Source organism: Mesorhizobium sp. CA5 (genome assembly GCF_020165105.1).
In the GTDB taxonomy this organism is placed as follows: domain Bacteria; phylum Pseudomonadota; class Alphaproteobacteria; order Rhizobiales; family Rhizobiaceae; genus Mesorhizobium.
Genome location: NZ_JAIUHJ010000001.1, coordinates 89,048 through 103,611, shown reverse-complemented (window position 1 = coordinate 103,611; position 14,564 = coordinate 89,048). Strand labels below are relative to the sequence as shown.

General features: G+C 64.3%; 20 protein-coding genes. 7 read left to right on the top strand and 13 right to left on the bottom strand.

Annotated elements, in window-relative coordinates; all coding sequences use genetic code 11:
- The first annotated feature begins 84 nt into the window (after positions 1 to 84).
- A complete protein-coding gene (locus tag LB529_RS00545) occupies positions 85 to 738 on the top strand; it encodes an outer membrane protein (RefSeq protein WP_095767043.1) in 654 nt (217 codons plus the stop codon).
- A gap of 142 nt (positions 739 to 880) precedes the next feature.
- On the opposite strand, the gene LB529_RS00540 is transcribed toward LB529_RS00545, so the two are convergent.
- From LB529_RS00540 to LB529_RS00520, 5 genes are all read right to left on the bottom strand, one after another.
- A complete protein-coding gene (locus LB529_RS00540; protein ID WP_095767042.1) occupies positions 881 to 1,294 on the bottom strand; it encodes a GFA family protein in 414 nt (137 codons plus the stop codon).
- An 86-nt stretch (positions 1,295 to 1,380) separates the two neighbouring features.
- Positions 1,381 to 1,752 (bottom strand): TfoX/Sxy family protein, encoded by a 372-nt coding sequence (locus LB529_RS00535; RefSeq protein WP_224524943.1) that lies wholly within the window; start codon positions 1,750 to 1,752, stop codon positions 1,381 to 1,383.
- Between the two features lie 256 nt (positions 1,753 to 2,008).
- The gene (locus LB529_RS00530; RefSeq protein ID WP_095767040.1) at positions 2,009 to 2,605 is read right to left on the bottom strand and encodes a glutathione S-transferase; all 597 of its coding nucleotides are present in this window, start codon (positions 2,603 to 2,605) and stop codon (positions 2,009 to 2,011) included.
- Between the two features lie 272 nt (positions 2,606 to 2,877).
- The gene (locus LB529_RS00525) at positions 2,878 to 3,255 is read right to left on the bottom strand and encodes a hypothetical protein (protein WP_181174787.1); all 378 of its coding nucleotides are present in this window, start codon (positions 3,253 to 3,255) and stop codon (positions 2,878 to 2,880) included.
- 411 nt (positions 3,256 to 3,666) lie between these two features.
- Positions 3,667 to 4,197, bottom strand: a complete 531-nt coding sequence (locus LB529_RS00520; protein ID WP_140842305.1) for a DinB family protein — start codon at positions 4,195 to 4,197, stop codon at positions 3,667 to 3,669.
- Between the two features lie 104 nt (positions 4,198 to 4,301).
- Here LB529_RS00520 and LB529_RS00515 point away from each other — a divergent pair, with 104 nt between their 5' ends.
- Positions 4,302 to 4,892: a TetR/AcrR family transcriptional regulator gene (locus LB529_RS00515; protein WP_224710112.1), complete on the top strand. Its 591-nt coding sequence runs from the start codon at positions 4,302 to 4,304 to the stop codon at positions 4,890 to 4,892.
- A gap of 281 nt (positions 4,893 to 5,173) precedes the next feature.
- On the opposite strand, the gene LB529_RS00510 is transcribed toward LB529_RS00515, so the two are convergent.
- The 3 genes from LB529_RS00510 to LB529_RS00500 all read right to left on the bottom strand — a co-directional run bounded on the left by LB529_RS00510 (position 5,174) and on the right by LB529_RS00500 (position 6,612).
- Positions 5,174 to 5,626: a hypothetical protein gene (locus LB529_RS00510; RefSeq protein WP_095767037.1), complete on the bottom strand. Its 453-nt coding sequence runs from the start codon at positions 5,624 to 5,626 to the stop codon at positions 5,174 to 5,176.
- 164 nt (positions 5,627 to 5,790) lie between these two features.
- Complete coding sequence (locus LB529_RS00505; protein WP_224709868.1) at positions 5,791 to 6,153, bottom strand: DoxX family protein; 363 nt, start codon at positions 6,151 to 6,153, stop codon at positions 5,791 to 5,793.
- A 36-nt stretch (positions 6,154 to 6,189) separates the two neighbouring features.
- Complete coding sequence (locus LB529_RS00500; protein WP_224709867.1) at positions 6,190 to 6,612, bottom strand: VOC family protein; 423 nt, start codon at positions 6,610 to 6,612, stop codon at positions 6,190 to 6,192.
- A 180-nt stretch (positions 6,613 to 6,792) separates the two neighbouring features.
- Here LB529_RS00500 and LB529_RS00495 point away from each other — a divergent pair, with 180 nt between their 5' ends.
- Positions 6,793 to 7,548, top strand: a complete 756-nt coding sequence (locus LB529_RS00495; RefSeq protein ID WP_224709866.1) for a helix-turn-helix domain-containing protein — start codon at positions 6,793 to 6,795, stop codon at positions 7,546 to 7,548.
- Between the two features lie 14 nt (positions 7,549 to 7,562).
- Here the strand turns inward: LB529_RS00495 and LB529_RS00490 are convergent, their stop codons facing one another.
- The 3 genes from LB529_RS00490 to LB529_RS00480 are packed head-to-tail and all read right to left on the bottom strand — an operon-like array spanning position 7,563 to position 9,747.
- The gene (locus LB529_RS00490) at positions 7,563 to 8,411 is read right to left on the bottom strand and encodes a 23S rRNA (adenine(2030)-N(6))-methyltransferase RlmJ (RefSeq protein WP_224709865.1); all 849 of its coding nucleotides are present in this window, start codon (positions 8,409 to 8,411) and stop codon (positions 7,563 to 7,565) included.
- 57 nt (positions 8,412 to 8,468) lie between these two features.
- Positions 8,469 to 9,095 (bottom strand): hypothetical protein, encoded by a 627-nt coding sequence (locus LB529_RS00485; RefSeq protein ID WP_095767034.1) that lies wholly within the window; start codon positions 9,093 to 9,095, stop codon positions 8,469 to 8,471.
- A 31-nt stretch (positions 9,096 to 9,126) separates the two neighbouring features.
- The gene (locus LB529_RS00480; protein WP_224605650.1) at positions 9,127 to 9,747 is read right to left on the bottom strand and encodes a TetR/AcrR family transcriptional regulator; all 621 of its coding nucleotides are present in this window, start codon (positions 9,745 to 9,747) and stop codon (positions 9,127 to 9,129) included.
- A 132-nt stretch (positions 9,748 to 9,879) separates the two neighbouring features.
- Between LB529_RS00480 and LB529_RS00475 the strand changes: the two genes are divergently transcribed.
- The 4 genes from LB529_RS00475 (at position 9,880) to LB529_RS00460 (ending at position 13,950) form a co-directional block, all read left to right on the top strand.
- Positions 9,880 to 10,350, top strand: a complete 471-nt coding sequence (locus LB529_RS00475; protein WP_224709864.1) for a carboxymuconolactone decarboxylase family protein — start codon at positions 9,880 to 9,882, stop codon at positions 10,348 to 10,350.
- A gap of 329 nt (positions 10,351 to 10,679) precedes the next feature.
- Positions 10,680 to 11,597: a lysylphosphatidylglycerol synthase domain-containing protein gene (locus LB529_RS00470; RefSeq protein WP_224709863.1), complete on the top strand. Its 918-nt coding sequence runs from the start codon at positions 10,680 to 10,682 to the stop codon at positions 11,595 to 11,597.
- 5 nt (positions 11,598 to 11,602) lie between these two features.
- On the top strand, positions 11,603 to 12,679 hold the full coding sequence (locus LB529_RS00465) for a glycosyltransferase family 2 protein (RefSeq protein ID WP_224544056.1): 1,077 nt from the start codon (positions 11,603 to 11,605) through the stop codon (positions 12,677 to 12,679).
- A gap of 92 nt (positions 12,680 to 12,771) precedes the next feature.
- Positions 12,772 to 13,950, top strand: coding sequence for a hypothetical protein (locus LB529_RS00460; protein WP_224544057.1), 1,179 nt, complete (start codon positions 12,772 to 12,774; stop codon positions 13,948 to 13,950).
- On the opposite strand, the gene LB529_RS00455 is transcribed toward LB529_RS00460, so the two are convergent.
- Positions 13,936 to 14,241 carry an addiction module antidote protein gene (locus LB529_RS00455; RefSeq protein ID WP_224544058.1) on the bottom strand — a complete coding sequence of 102 codons (306 nt, stop codon included), beginning with the start codon at positions 14,239 to 14,241 and terminating at the stop codon, positions 13,936 to 13,938. The genes LB529_RS00460 and LB529_RS00455 overlap by 15 nt on opposite strands.
- Before the next feature lie 2 nt (positions 14,242 to 14,243).
- Positions 14,244 to 14,531 (bottom strand): type II toxin-antitoxin system RelE/ParE family toxin, encoded by a 288-nt coding sequence (locus tag LB529_RS00450; protein WP_095767029.1) that lies wholly within the window; start codon positions 14,529 to 14,531, stop codon positions 14,244 to 14,246.
- Between the last annotated feature and the right edge of the window lie 33 nt (positions 14,532 to 14,564).

Below are 14,564 nucleotides of genomic sequence, written 5' to 3'. Positions count from 1 at the left end.
AAGCCCGTTTATCCCCCCGGACGGGCCGGGGCGTTTCATGAACAAAAAAGCCTAAGTGTCTTGTGGCTTAAGGAGAGTATAACAATGAAGACCAATCTCAAATTCGCGCCGCTTGCCGCTGCGCTCGGGCTGTTCGCCTTTGCTGGCACCGCCTTTGCGGCCGACGTCGTTTCCGAAGAGCCGCCGGCTCCCGCCCCGGTTGCCGAGCTTCCGGTCGCTTCCTGGGCTGGCCCCTATGCCGGTATCAGCCTCGGCTACGGCTTCAGCGGCCATGCCGATGCTCGTGACGCCGGCGTCAATGTGAAGACCAAGGGCTTCATCGGCGGCGTGTTCGGCGGCTACAACTGGCAGCAGGATAACTTCGTCTACGGCGCTGAAGCCGATCTCGGCTACAACGGCGTCAAGGGCGACAGCGCTGGCATCAACGCCAAGGGCGGCCTCGAAGGCTCGCTGCGCGCTCGCCTCGGCTATGCCGTGACCCCGGAAATCCTGCTTTATGGCACCGGCGGTCTCGCCGCCAAGAACCAGAAGATCACGGATAGCGTCACCGCCACTGACGAGAGCAAGGCAATGCTCGGCTGGACGGCCGGTGTCGGCACCGACATCAAGATCACGGACAACGTGTTCGGCCGCGTCGAGTACCGCTACACCGACTACGGCGACAAGGACTTCGGCGCCCTCGGCAACGTCAAGTCGAAGGACAACCGCGTCACCTTCGGCGTCGGTATGAAGTTCTAAGTCGTAGAAGCCACGACACGAAAAAGCCGGGCCTTGAGCCCGGCTTTTTTTGTGTTTGTAATCCTGTCCTTCTGCCCTTGCCGGTTTCGAGAACCTTGTACGAGCAGGCAACAAACTGCACGCGAGCCGTATCGCCCTGACTTCAGGGAGTCGGCGTCGACGGCGCCTGCTGGAAATCCTCATGGACTGGAATCGACTGCAGCCGGTCGAGCCATTTTGCTCTTGAGCGCATCATGACTTGCGCATCCGCACGGTACTCGCCCGGGTCGTCCAGCGTGGCGGCGTGGACATGGATCTCGGCAGGCCATCGGTCGGAGCGGAAGTAGAGTCTCGCGCCGCAGGACGGGCAGAAACCGCGAAAAGTATTCGGGCTGCTTTCATAGTGCCTGATGTCGCCACTCCAGCTCAGCTTGTCCGGCCTCATTCCCAGAAAGGCCGTGAAGGGGGCGGATGTCGCCCGCTGACAATCGGTACAGTGACAGACCAGGTTGCGCGTGATCTCGCCTGAATAGGTCCAGGCCACAGCACCGCACATGCAATGCCCATTGAGTGCCATTGCTTCCTCCCCTGGCCGTTCGTTCCTCGAGGCCAGCTCAACAACACTGACCTATCGCGGTCCGCAAGGCCGATGCGACGAGCGGCTTACGCGCGTTTCTTTGCGACCTTGGCGGGTTTCGGCGGCAAAGTTTCGACGAATGCCAGCGCGAGGCCGAGCCAGCCACGGAGATCCGCCTCCGTGGCTGTGCCTTCCGGCGCGACATGGACATACCCTTCCATCGAGCGCCCGCCCATTTCCATCGGGCTTGCATGGGGCCGTGCGACTGCGGCCGCATGCGCGGCCTTGCCTACACGCACCAGCAAGCCGCGCTTCGACGTGCCGATCAGCATGTTGCCGTCGATCATGAAGCAGGTGCCGCCGAACATTTTCTGCTCGGTGAAGGCGCGCCGGTCGAGCGCCGCACGCAGACGCTCGACCATAGGGTCGGGCGCGAGGCTGGTTGAGGGCTTTGCCATGTCACCACTCCGACTTGGGCGGTGTCAGGCAAGCATGGAAACGGACGGGGTTCAAGGCGGTCTTCCCCTTCTCCCCTTGTGGGAGAAGGTGGCCGAGCAAAGCTCGGACGGATGAGGGGTGCTCCAGCTTGACGCATTCATCAGCGATGGAGGGCACCGGGTTCGCCAGAGTCCCACTCCGTCCAACACCCCTCATCCGTCTCGGCGCTGCGCGCCGATCCACCTTCTCCCACAAGGGGAGAAGGAGGCGCCGCCGTCACCCCGGCACGCTGCCCTTCAGCTCCGGAAACTTCTCATCAAACCTCGCGGCCCAGCGCACGAGCCGGCTGCGGCCCTTCTCCCATTGGCCGGGAAAGCGCAGCGCCAGATAGCCGAGGCAGGCGCGCAGCGCCATATGGCCGGCGGTGATCTTCTTCGGCAGCTTCGGCGGGTTGGCGTTGATGAGGTCGAGCGCGGCGGTGACCTTCGCCCACTGGCGATCGAGCCAGGGCTGGTAGACCATCGTTTCCGGACGCGTGCGTCGTTCATAGACCATCGACAGCGCGCAGTCGCAGATGCCGTCGGCAAGCGCCTCGAGAACTTCCGCTTCGAGCCGCTTGTCGGGATTGCGAGGGAACAGCGCATTCTTCGACAGCCGGTTGAGATGTTGCGTGATGGCGCGGCTGTCATGGACCGACCGGCCGTCCTCCAGCACCAGCACCGGGATCTTGCCGAGCGGATTGGCCGAGATCAGCTCGGCCGGCTTGTCCTCCGTCTTGACCGGCACGAGATCGATGGCGATCCCGGCATGGAGGGCCGCCATGCGGACCTTCGAACTATAAGGAGACGTGGGCGCGTAAAGCAGCTTCGGCATGATCGGCTTTCCAGTTTGTCTGCGGCACTGTTGACCGAATGGGTCTCCAGGGCAACGGCCCAGCAAGGCCGATCCAGCTTGGCCAATGCATTTTTGACGCCCGGGCGCGGCAACAAAAAAGCTCCCGGAAGTTTTGCCTGGCAGCAAAATTACCGAGAGCTTTAGGAGGAGCGTGCGCTCCGACTCCGCTCGCCGTGACACCGAATTGGCGAGAGGGGTGCCTGAGTGGCACCCGCCCTCACCTGTTGCGGTTCGCGAGCGAAGCTACGCGATTACTTCTTGGCGGCCGGCTTCTTGGCCGGAGCTGCCTTCTTCACGGCTGCCGGTGCCTTGGCGGCGGCGGCCTTCATCGGAGCCTTGGCGGCGGGCTTGGCCGCGGCCTTCGCTGCCGGCTTCTTGGCGGCGGGCTTGGCCGCCGGCTTTGCCGCTGCCTTGACGGCGGGCTTGGCCGCAGCCTTCGCTGCCGGCTTCTTGGCGGCGGGCTTAGCCGCAGCCTTCGCTGCCGGTTTCGCTGCTGCCTTGGCCGGGGCCTTGGCGGCTGCCTTCGGTGCGGCTGCCTTCTTCACTGCTGCAGGTTTCGCGGCAGCCTTAGCTGCCGGCTTCTTTGCCGGCGCTTTCGCCGCCGGCGCCTTGGTTGTCGTCTTTGCCATGCGATGCCCCTTGCGTTTTGCCAATGGTCGTGAGTGACCCGGCGTGTCTATGCATATCTGACTCGCGACTGTCTAGCCAGCGAAGCAACACAATGATTTTCAGTTATTGAATTTTGGTTACACGAAACGCTTTAAGATGCATCTCATGGAAAAATTGTGAGCGAATCTGTCACTTTCGAAGTGACGGCCTGGCGCACAGATTTTCGCGCGGCTTCTATCGCCCGATCCTCCATCGACCAGCGGCATAACCTTGCATCACAATGTGAGCAGAGTGCTCATAATAGACAAGAGGCCGTTGAACGTCGACTTCATCTTGTCCAGCAGAAACATCTACAGACGAACCGGCCAGATGCCACGACCAAAGCTTGGGCGCTTAAAAGTGAGCTTAAAGCTCATATTCACGCGCCGCATTCAAACGCCCGCCGGGTGGCGTCCGCGCCGCAGGCGGCGCGCCGGCTCGGCCTGGTGCAGATGGACGGCGTAGGTGTCCCAGGGCGGCGAGAGCGCGATGGCGGCCAGCATGCGGCCGATTTCGCCGCGATGGTAGCTGCCGTGCAATACGATATGGATCAGCATCTCCTGCCTCGTCATGCAGCCCCTGTCGCCGTCAGTGAAGGTGAAAGCGACAGGATCGGCAAGCCTTTGCTCCGAAACGGCTTCGAGATAGTCGAGATACCAGCCGTCGATCTCGGCCAAGGCGGCGCGCAACGCGCGTGGCTCGGGCGTGTCCGGCGTATTGTCGCTCGCATAGCCATGGGCGACTCCCTTCAGATGCGCGGCAAAAATCCGCGCCACGACATGGATATGGTTCATCAGGCGGATCGCGGCGTGGCGTTCCCCGGCGTCGCGAGACGGATCCATCCCGGCAAGCTTCTCCACCAGCTCGTCGTTCGCCCGGGCCTGGTAGGCGAGCATGCCCTTCAGCAAGGTCTTGGCACTCATCTTTGCCGCCCCATTTGCGTTGGTGAATTGAATGTGAGTATCCTGTCTATATTCTCGGGAGACGGGCCAGCATGTCTACTCGCGTTGCAAAGCCGGCCGCACGCATGCGCAAGCAGCCGCGCCAGGCGCGTTCGATCGCCACCGTCGAGGCGATCATCGAAGCCGGTGCTCACGTTTTGAGCGAGCTCGGCTGGGCAGGCTTTTCCACCAACAAGGTGGCAGAGGCCGCGGGCGTCAGCATCGGCTCGCTCTATCAATATTTCCCCGACAAGCTCGCCCTGGTCGAAGCGATCCGGCGCCGCCACTTCGATCATGTGCTGTCGGTGATTCGCGAAGCGGCGGCCGACGAGAAGCCGCTCAGGCAATTCGCGCGCGAGCTGGTGCGCGGCATGATCGGCGCGCACTCGGTCCATCCGACGCTGCACCAGGTGCTGCTCGACGAAGCGCCCGGCGACCGCGGCTCACGCGCCGCGCATGCCTCGTTCCAGGCGCGCTATCTCGAACATTATGCGGCGGCCGTCGCGCAGTATCGCAAGCGCCGCAAGGATACCGAGACGATGGCGCGCGTGCTCTCATCGGCTGTCGAAGGCGTGATCCACAACGCGGCACGGCGCAACATGCTCGACGCGCCGGAATTGCAGAAGCAACTGGTCGAGCTGATCGAGGCTTACGTATCGGGCCGCAAGGCAGCCTGAGTGAGCGGCAGCGGAGCTGGCTGTGAGCGGGAGCTGCTTGCATGGCTGCCGGCGGCGACCTCTGAAAACCAGAAGCCAACTTCCGACAGGTCGGCAGGACAGCGCCCCATCTCCCCACAGGGGGGAAATCAGATGGCGCGCCGGCTTTCGCCAATCACCAAGGCTGCAGAATGCAGCTGGACGCCGAAGCCGCTAATCTCCCCTCTTGTGGGGGAGAGGCCGGCAGGCCAGAGGGGGGCGCCGTAGAGCGCCGACCTCACTGTCTACCAGCCCGCAAAATATTATCGCAGCACGCGGCAGCGGCCGTTATACACCAGCCACCGGTCGAAGCCGGAGACGCAGAATTCGACATTGTCGCCGATCGAGGCAAAGCCCTGGCCTTCCTCGATCAGGTAGAAGATCGAACGGTCGCGGCCGTCCGTCAGGTTGACGGTGGCGCGGCAATAGTGGCGGCCGATCGGCCATTCATCGCTCGCCGGCTCATAACGATGCTGGCGGATGTTGCGGAAATCAGTGATCGCGACGTCCGGCAGATGCGGCACGTGATGCACCTGATAAGAGAAGCGGTCGGTGATCTTGTTCAGCACCCAGGCCTCGCCGCAGACGCTGCCGTCATCCTCGGTGTAGATGGATAGGTCGGCGGCATGCGCTGCCTGGCTGAAGCCCAGCGATGTGGCCAACGGGGTGCATAGCGAAATCAGCGCGGCAAGGGCGGAATGGGCGAAGCGAGTCATGACAGCCTCTCAAGGTCGGTTCCGCACACTGTGCGGGAGCACTTGGCGGCGGTCAAGCGGTTGCGAAAACAATGGTTTCCGTAAAACTTCGTTCCAGACTTCACCGGCTAATTGGGTTGCATGGAGATTCAGGTCAGCCGGCCTGACCTGAAACCCCATCCAACCTAAACTGTGCCGGCAAGCAGCAGCCCGCCGATGACGGCAATGTTGATCAGGAATGCGTTGCGCAGGACCTGCCTCGCGGGCTCCTCCACGGCCCAGAAGCGTAGCAGCATGACGTTCGTCGCCAGCGTGAAGGTGGCGAGCGCACCGGCGGCAAAGGGCCGAGTTATGCCAATGGCAAGCAGGAAACCGGCAGCGACCTCGACCGTCGAACCGACGGCCAGCATCAAGGCCGGAGCCGGAAATTTCTGCGCGGCCAGATAGTCGCGCATCGCGCCGAATTTCAGGAAATGCTCGATGCCGGCGAAGACGAACACGCCGCCGATGAGGAGAGCGCCAAGCGCTTGAACGGATTGAACGGGCATGACGGCCTCCTCTCTCGACGACGCGCTTCGCTTTGCTCAATCCAGCGGAATGAAGGCCGGGTTGTAGACGACCTCCCACAGATGATCGTCGGGATCCTGGAAATAGCCGGCATAGCCGCCCCAGAAAGTCTTTTGCGCCGGCTTGACCACGCGTGCGCCGGCCTTGACGGCCTCGGCCATCACGGCATCGACCTCGGCCTCGCTGCCGACATTGTGGCCGATGGTGAGCTCGGTGGGGCTGCGACCGCTCTCCGGCACCGTCGCGTCATGGGCGATGCTGGACCGTTCGAAGATGGCGAACTTCAAGCCGCCGGCGAGTTCGAAGAAAGCGACGGCGCCATGCTCGAATTCCCGGCCGATGATGCCTTCCGTCGGCAGGCCGAGGCCGTCGCGATAGAATTTGAGCGACACTTCCAGATCGTCGACGCCGAGCGTCAATACGGTGATGCGAGCTTTCATTTCTCTCACTCCTTTCTATATTCGTGACCACAGCCGCAAACGGATGCGGTCTGAGAGCGCGTGAAGCGCGGTGAAGTTGCGTCCGTTTTGCCATGGATGACGTGGCCGGCCTTGAAGATTTCGGCCAAAATGACCGTCACACCGATCCGGCAACTCCCGCTGGAGCAGATCGGAGAGAGAATGGAACCGGTCCTGGCGCAGACCACCGGCTTCTTTCGCGAGCGGCCCGTCGCTGGCGGCCTTGCCGCTGCCTTCTGCGCGGTCTGGGTCCACCGCATGGACAACCGCGCCGTTCCGCCCATCGTCATCATGCCGGATGCGACGATCGACCTGCAATGGATCGACGGCCGCTTCCGCGTGGCCGGCCCCGACAAGGAGCCGCAGATCGAGCGGCCTGCCGCGGGCGCGGTGATCGTCGGCTTCCGCTTCCGGCCCGGCGCCGCCGCCGGTTGGCTGGGCGTGCCGGCCAGCGAAATCGTCGGCGGGCGGCTCGATCTCCAGAAATTATGGGGTACGCGTGCCCGCGAACTGTCGGATCGCATCAAGGCTGCGAGCGATCTGCCGGCCATGCTGCGGCAGTTGGAAGAGACGGTCGGCATACGCACCGAAGGCCGCGATGCGCTCGACCCGCAGATGGGCCGGGCCTTCGACGTCATTCACAAAGGTTTGCCGCCGGAAACGCCGCTGGTTCCCTTCCTGCAGCGCCAGCTGCATATGAGCGAACGGACGCTGCGACGCCGCTTCGAGGACGCCTTCGGTTATGGCCCCAAGACGCTCGACCGCATCCTGCGCTTCCATCGGTACCGGCGCTTGCAACGACAGCAAGGCGACGCCTCGACCGCGCTGCTCGCCATCGAGGCCGGCTACGCCGACCAGGCGCATCTGATCCGCGAAAGCCGGCGGCTGACCGGCGTGACGCCTACGGCGCTGGCTTAGGCGATGCGGTCGCCTTACTCGCCCGCCAGCCAATCGAGCGACCAGCGCGACGGTTGCCGGAGGGCGAGCGCTTTATGCAGCACCGGCAGCATCAGCCGCAATTCGCTCTCCAGCGTATAGGGCGGATTGACCACCACCAGCCCGCTGCCGTCGAGGCTGGGCTCGTTCGAGACGGGCCGGATCTCGAAGGCGATGTCGAGCAGCTTCGGAATGCCGGTCTCCGTCAACGCCGTGCGGAAAGCGGTGACCGCCTTGCGGTCCTTGATCGGGTACCAGAGCGCGTAGATGCCGCCCGGCCAGCGCCGATGCGCCTTCTGCAGGCCTTCGACGAGCCTGGAGAACTCGCCCTCCTCCTCGAAGGGCGGATCGATGAGGACGAGGCCGCGCTTTTCCTTCGGCGGCAGTTGCGCGCCAAGCGCCAGCCAGCCGTCGAGCTCGATGACCCTTGTCTGGAAATCGCCGGCGAAGACCGATTTCAGCCGCGCGGCATCCTCGGGATGCAGCTCGATCGCCGTCAGCCGGTCCTGGTTGCGCAGGAGATGGCGCACGATCAGTGGCGAGCCGGGATAATGCTTGAGGCCGCCGTCGGGATTTCGCGCGCGTACCGCTTCCAGATAGGGCTGAAGCAGCGCCGCCGCTTGCGGCTCGAGCGCGGACTCGACCAGCCGGCCGATGCCGGTCTGCCATTCGCCGGTCTTGCCGGCCTCGACCGAGGCAAGATTGTAGCGGCCGATCCCGGCATGGGTGTCGATGACGCGAAAAGCCTTGTCCTTCTGCTTGAGATATTCGACGAGGCGCGCGAGCACGGCATGCTTGACGACATCGGCGAAATTGCCGGCGTGGTAGGCGTGGCGATAGTTCATGCGCGCTTACCTTCAGAGAGCATGAGGCCGAGCGAGAACCGCTTCACACTTTAGCCATCATGCTCGTGGCGAACCGTTGCGGCCCCAGCGCGGCGGTGGCGGTTGCGAATTGGGATTTTGCGGGCCCCCGCCGCGGCGCCCGAAGACCAGCGAAACCGCCAGTCCGGCAAGGCCGACGCCCATCAGCGTATAGCCGGCCGGCCGCGCGCGTTCGTCGATCGAGCCGGTGTCCGCGCGCAGGATGAGATCGACCGCGCGCATGGCGATGCCGTCGGCATCGCCGGGTCCGACGGTGAAGAGGTAAGGACCGGGCACGACCTTATCGATGACGCCGGCCTCGTCGCGAAAGATCTTGTCGGGCAGTTGCGGGCTGGCCTGGCGCGGATTGTCCGTGTGGTTGAAGGAGAGCGCCGAGGCCAGCACCGTACGGCCGCCATGCGCTGCGGTCAGCGTCAGCACCGTGCGCTGCTGGCCCGCGACGCGCTCGGCCCGCGCGGTCAGGTCGACCAGCACCCTTACCGGAGCGTCGCCTGCGGCAAGTTGCACGGTGGCGGGCCGGAAGCGGCCGCCCTCATAGACGCGATACGTGCCGATGGGGTGGCCGGAAAAATTGCTCATCGCCCAGGGATAGAAGATGCCGATGGCGGCACCGGCGATGAGGAGAAGGACACACAGGAAGCGCATTCAGAGCCTTGGTTTCTGAGCGAGATCGCTGCTATTTTTTGGCGGGTTCGTTTCGCGCAGCTTCGCGGACCCGCTCCATCTCGTCCAGAAACATTTCCAGGCCAAGCTCAAAAGTCTTGTCGAAGCCGGCGGCGCCGAAATAGGCGCCGGCCTTCACGACGCTCGGATAGTCGCGCGCAAGCTCCTCGTCGCTGACGGTGGTGACCGCCGAAGGCCCCTTGGCATAGCCGGCCGTCTCGTCGAGGATCGCGCCCATCAGATAGTAGCCGGCGGCGCGGAACAGGCGGGCGCTGAGCTCGGGGCCGAAGCCGCCATCCTCGAACAGGCCGATGATGGCGTTGAGCTTGGCGAGGCAGGGCGGCGAGTTCATTCGGTAGACGACGATGAACGGCGCAAAGGCCGGGTGCTCGGTGGCGACGCGCCGGAATTCCTGCATGCCGATGCGGGCCCGCTCGCGCCAGGGCAGCCTATCGTCGGGGATTACAAGCCCGCTCATCTGGCGGTCAACCAGCGCCTCGTAGAGATGCGCCTGCGAGGGGAAGTGGTGATAGATGCTCATCGCTTCGCAGCCGAGCCTGGCGGCGAGCTTGCGCATCGAAAAGCCGGAAAGCCCTTCCCGCTCGATCACCTCGAAGGCGGCGTCCTCGATCATCTCGCGGGAGAGTTTTCCGCGGGGTCGCTTTTTTCTGCTCGGTGCATCCATGGCGCTTGACAACTTACACTGTAAGGTTCATCTTCCACACACCTTACATCGTAAGGCTAACAAAAACCAGAGGAGAATATCATGTCAGTCATTCGCATCATCTCAACCGCGCATTCCTGCCTTAGCTTCGCCTCGCTGATCGCCGCGGCGGGCGTGTCTGCATTGCTCGCCTCCGCGCCGGCCCGCGCCGATGACTATGACGCGGCGCTGAAGGACATCCAGTCGACCATGGGCGGCGTGCCGAGCTTCATCAAACAGTTCCCCAAGGCCGGTCTGCCCGGCGCCTGGGCCGAGGTCAAGGCCATCGAGCTCAGCGACAAGACGGCGCTGACGCCGAAGGAGAAGTCGCTGATTTCGCTGGCGGTCGCGGCGCAGATCCCCTGCAGCTACTGCATCTGGTCGGACACCCAGAACGCCAAGCACGCCGGCGCCACCGACGAGGAGATCCAGGAGGCCGTCACCATGGCGGCGCTGACGCGCCATTGGAGCACCATCTTCAACGGCATGCAGGTCGATTTCGATCAGTTCAAGAAAGAGATGGGCGGAGAGTAAGGCTTAATCGGCTATGGGCGGGCGCGACGTCCGCCCGCTGCCTCGATCGAGGCTCCAACCAAGCTTGTGGATTCGCCGCCGCCGCTGCGCCAGAGCGTTTCACCGTTTCACGGAAACGGCGAACCGCTCTATCTCTTTGTTTTGACGCAATTCCGGACGGAAAACCGCTCACACTTTTCCTGAAATTGCTCTATAGGAACAGCGCCTTGAAAAAGCCGGCACGGATCCGATATCGGACCGGCGCCGGCCGGGCCGACATTCGAGAGCGCCCCTTTGCAGCCCCTCGAATGGCGCTTCCGCCCCGACCGGGCGGCCCGTTGGAGACCTGTTTGAAGCGAGCGATATCGATAATCGTCACTCTGGCGCTGCTGGCATGGCTTGCCAGCGACCAGCGCTGGAAGATGGTCGGCGATGCCTTCGCCTCCATTACACCAGGCGCCTTCGTGGCAGTCGCGGCGGCGCTGTTCGTCACCTACGTGCTCAGGGCGCTGCGTGTCTGCGACGAATTCCGCGGCGACGTGAACGGCCGCTTCGGCGCCGTGCTTCGCGTCATCCTGATCCACAATGCAATGATCAACATCGTGCCGTTCCGCGGCGGCGAGACGGCGTTCCCGATCCTGTTGCGCCAGGTGTTCGGCGTGCCGATCGTGCGCGCCAGCGCTTCGCTACTGTGGTTCAGACTGCAGGACGCCTTCGTCGTCGGCGTGCTGGCTTGCCTCGTCTGGCCGGGCCTGCATCCGGCGCTGCGGGCCGCCGGCATCGCGGCGCTGATCGCCGCCGCATGGTACCTGCCGCGCTGGGCGCGCGCGCCGCACAACTGGGCGGCGGGCGGCAGGATCGTCTCGAAGCTCGGCAAATTGCGCGACATCTTCACCGAAGCGACGGGACGCTCGCGCTACGGCTGGTGGTGGACGATGGCCAATTGGGCGCTGAAGCTCGGCGTGCAGGGCTGGCTGCTCGCCATGCTGCTTGATACCTCGTTCCAGACCGCCTTTCCCGGCGCGGTCGGGGCCGAGGCGGCCGCCATCCTGCCGGTGCAGGGTGTCGCCGGCTTCGGCACTTATGAAGCGGGCGCGGCCGCCGCACTGCTCTATTCCGGCATTGCCATGAAGGACGGCCTGCAGGCCGCGCTCGCGCTGCATCTCTTCATCCTGTGCTCGGCGGTCGCAACCGGTGCGATCGCCTGGCTGTTTCCCTCGAAATCGACGCTGCCGGAAACCCCGGCGGCGGGGCCGGCAAGGAAATGACCGCCATGAACGTGCTTCCCATTCCGGCTTCCGGATTGCCCGAGGGCGCCGTCATGCCCGAGCACAAGCTCTCCATCGTCGTCCCGATGTACAACGAAGCCGACAATGTCGAGCCGCTGCTGGTCCGCATTCATCAGGCGATGGAAAATTACAGCCAGCCCTGGGAAGTAGTGCTGGTCGACGACGGCAGCACCGACGCCACGCCCGCCGAGATCCGCCGGCTGGCGGCCCAATACGGGCCGCATGTGCATGGCGTGGAACTGGTGCGCAACTACAAGCAGACCGCCGCCATGCAGGCCGGCCTCGACGCCGCGCGCGGCGACGTCATCGCGACGCTCGACGGCGATCTGCAGAATGACCCGTTCGACATTCCACGCATGGTCTACCGCCTGCTGACCGAGGATCTCGACCTCGTCGCCGGCTGGCGCAAGGACCGCAAGGAAGGTTTCTGGATGCGCCGCTTGCCCTCGCGCATCGCCAACAGGCTGATCGCCCGCGTCACCGGCGTGCGGCTCAAGGACTATGGCTGCAGCCTGAAAGTGTTCCGCGGCAGCGTCATCCGCAGCGTGCGGCTCTATGGCGAGATGCATCGCTTCATCCCGGCCTGGCTCGCGACGGTGACGACGCCGCGCCGCATCGCCGAGGAGGTGGTGACGCATCACGCCCGCATCCACGGCCAGTCGAAATACGGCATCTCGCGCACCTTCCGCGTGGTGCTGGACCTCGTCTTCATGTTCTTCTTCCTGCGCTACCGCACGCGGCCCGGCCATTTCTTCGGCGGCATCGGCATCGTATTCGGCGTGCTCGGCTCGCTGATCCTTGCCTATCTCCTCGCTATCAAGGTTTTCTGGGGGCAGGACATCGGCACGCGGCCGATGCTCATCACCGGCTTCTTCCTGGTGATCGCCGGGCTGCAGGCGGTGACGTCGGGCGTGCTCGCCGAGATGCTGTCGCGCGTCTATCTCGAGGCCAATGGCGCGCTCGCCTATGTGGCGCGGCCGCAGGCCGCGCATGGCGAGGGCGAAGGCTGGCATTGGCCGAGCAAGCCGGCGATCGAGAAGGCGAAGCCGCGTAAGAAATGATCTTGCCGCTCCGGCATCGATCGCTGCCCGCGTTGCCAATCACGCCGATTTCGCGCAACGATTTTTCGCGATGGGAACTACGCGAATGAGCGATGCCGGGGGCTGACGGATCCATCCTGATTACCGGGGCGCGGGCGCCGGTTGCGCTGCATCTGGCGCGCCTTCTCCATGGCGCGGGCCATAGGGTGATCCTGGCCGACACGCCGGCACGGCCGATCGCGGCGGCGAGCAAAGCCTGCGCGCGTTATCATCGATTGCCGCCGCCGCGCTTCGAGCCGCGGGCCTATGCCGATGCGATTGAGGAGCTGATCCGGGCCGAGGGCATCGGCCTCGTCGTCCCGACCTGCGAGGAGGTCTTTCACCTTGCGCTTGCCTGGCGCGGCAGGAGCATGCCGGCGCTTCTGTTCGCACCCGATATCGAGCTGCTGGCGGAGGTCCACAACAAGCACAGCTTCATCCGGCTCGCCGAACGGCTCGGGCTGGAGGTGCCGGAAACGACGCTGCTCAGCTCGCGTAGCAATATGGAGGTCGTGCGCGGCCGCTCTCGCGAGCTGGCGTTCAAACCGGTCTGGTCGCGCTTTGCCAGCCATACGCTGCTGCGTCCGCCGCCCGAAGCGCTCGATGCGATCGCGCCCTCGGCCGCCATGCCCTGGGTGGCACAGCATTTTGTCGAGGGCGAGGAGATCAGCGCCTATGCGGTGGCGCGCCAGGGCAGGCTCAAGGCGCTCGCGCTCTACCGCTCGCTCTATCGTGCCGGAAAGGGAGCAGGCATCTTCTTCGAGCGGGTCGAGGACGAGGCCGCGCGCGAGCTGGTCGAGCGGATCGTGGCCGGCGCCACGTGGACCGGGCAGATTTCCTTCGACCTGATGCGCGAGCCGGGCGGCCGTGTGCTGCCGCTCGAATGCAATCCGCGCGCGGTGAGCGGCCTGCATTTCTTCCGCGATCCGGGGCGCTTCGTGGATGCCGTGCTCGGCGACGGTCAGGAAGTCACGCCCGACGTCATCGCCCCGCAAACGGTGCGGCTCGCGATGTGGATTTACGGACTGCCGGCGGTGCTGCGTTCGGGCGGGCTTGGCGAATTCCGAAAGGCGATGCGCGGGGGCCAGGAATTGCTCGATTGGCCGGAAGATTCAACGCCGGTTAAGGCGCAATGGCCGGCGCTGGCGGAGATTGCACGGGTGGCATTGCGCGAGCGGGTCAGCCTGCAGTCGGCTTCGACGCGGGATATCGAATGGAATGGGCCTGCTGGAAGCGCTTCAAGCCCCGAGTGAGCCCGGGCCGACAGGCTTGACCTCAAGTTGCAAACCCAGCGCCCTAGTGACGCCCACCAGAGTGCTGAGGCGCGGGTCGCCCTTCTCGCTCAGTGCTTTGTAAAGCGCCTCGCGCGTAACGCCAGCCTCTCTCGCCACGGCCGTCATGCCTATGGAGCGCGCTACGTCGCCAAGCGCGTGCGTAATGAGCGCGGGATCACCATCCTCGAAGGCAGCTTCGATGTAGGCCAAGCGATCCTCCGGAGTTTTCAGGTGGTCGAGAATGTCGAAGCGGGTGGTTTTGAGAGGCATAGTCATATCTCCTTTGCCATCTGTTTCGCCTTGGCGATGTCGCGCCTTTGGCTGGACTTGTCGCCGCCACAGAGCAGTATGATCACGGCGTTTCCAATCTTCACAAAGTAGAGCCGGTAGCCCGGGCCATGGTCGATCCGAAGCTCGCCGATGCCATCGAAGTATTTGACATCACCGATGTTGCCGATCTCGACCCGACGGATGCGGGCGACGACGCGCTGTCGAGCCGCGGTGTCGCGAAGCGCGTCCAGCCAGTTGGTGAAATCGGCGGTCTGCCGGACCTCGATCATGCGTGAACTATAATTCACGAAAGCATTCAAATC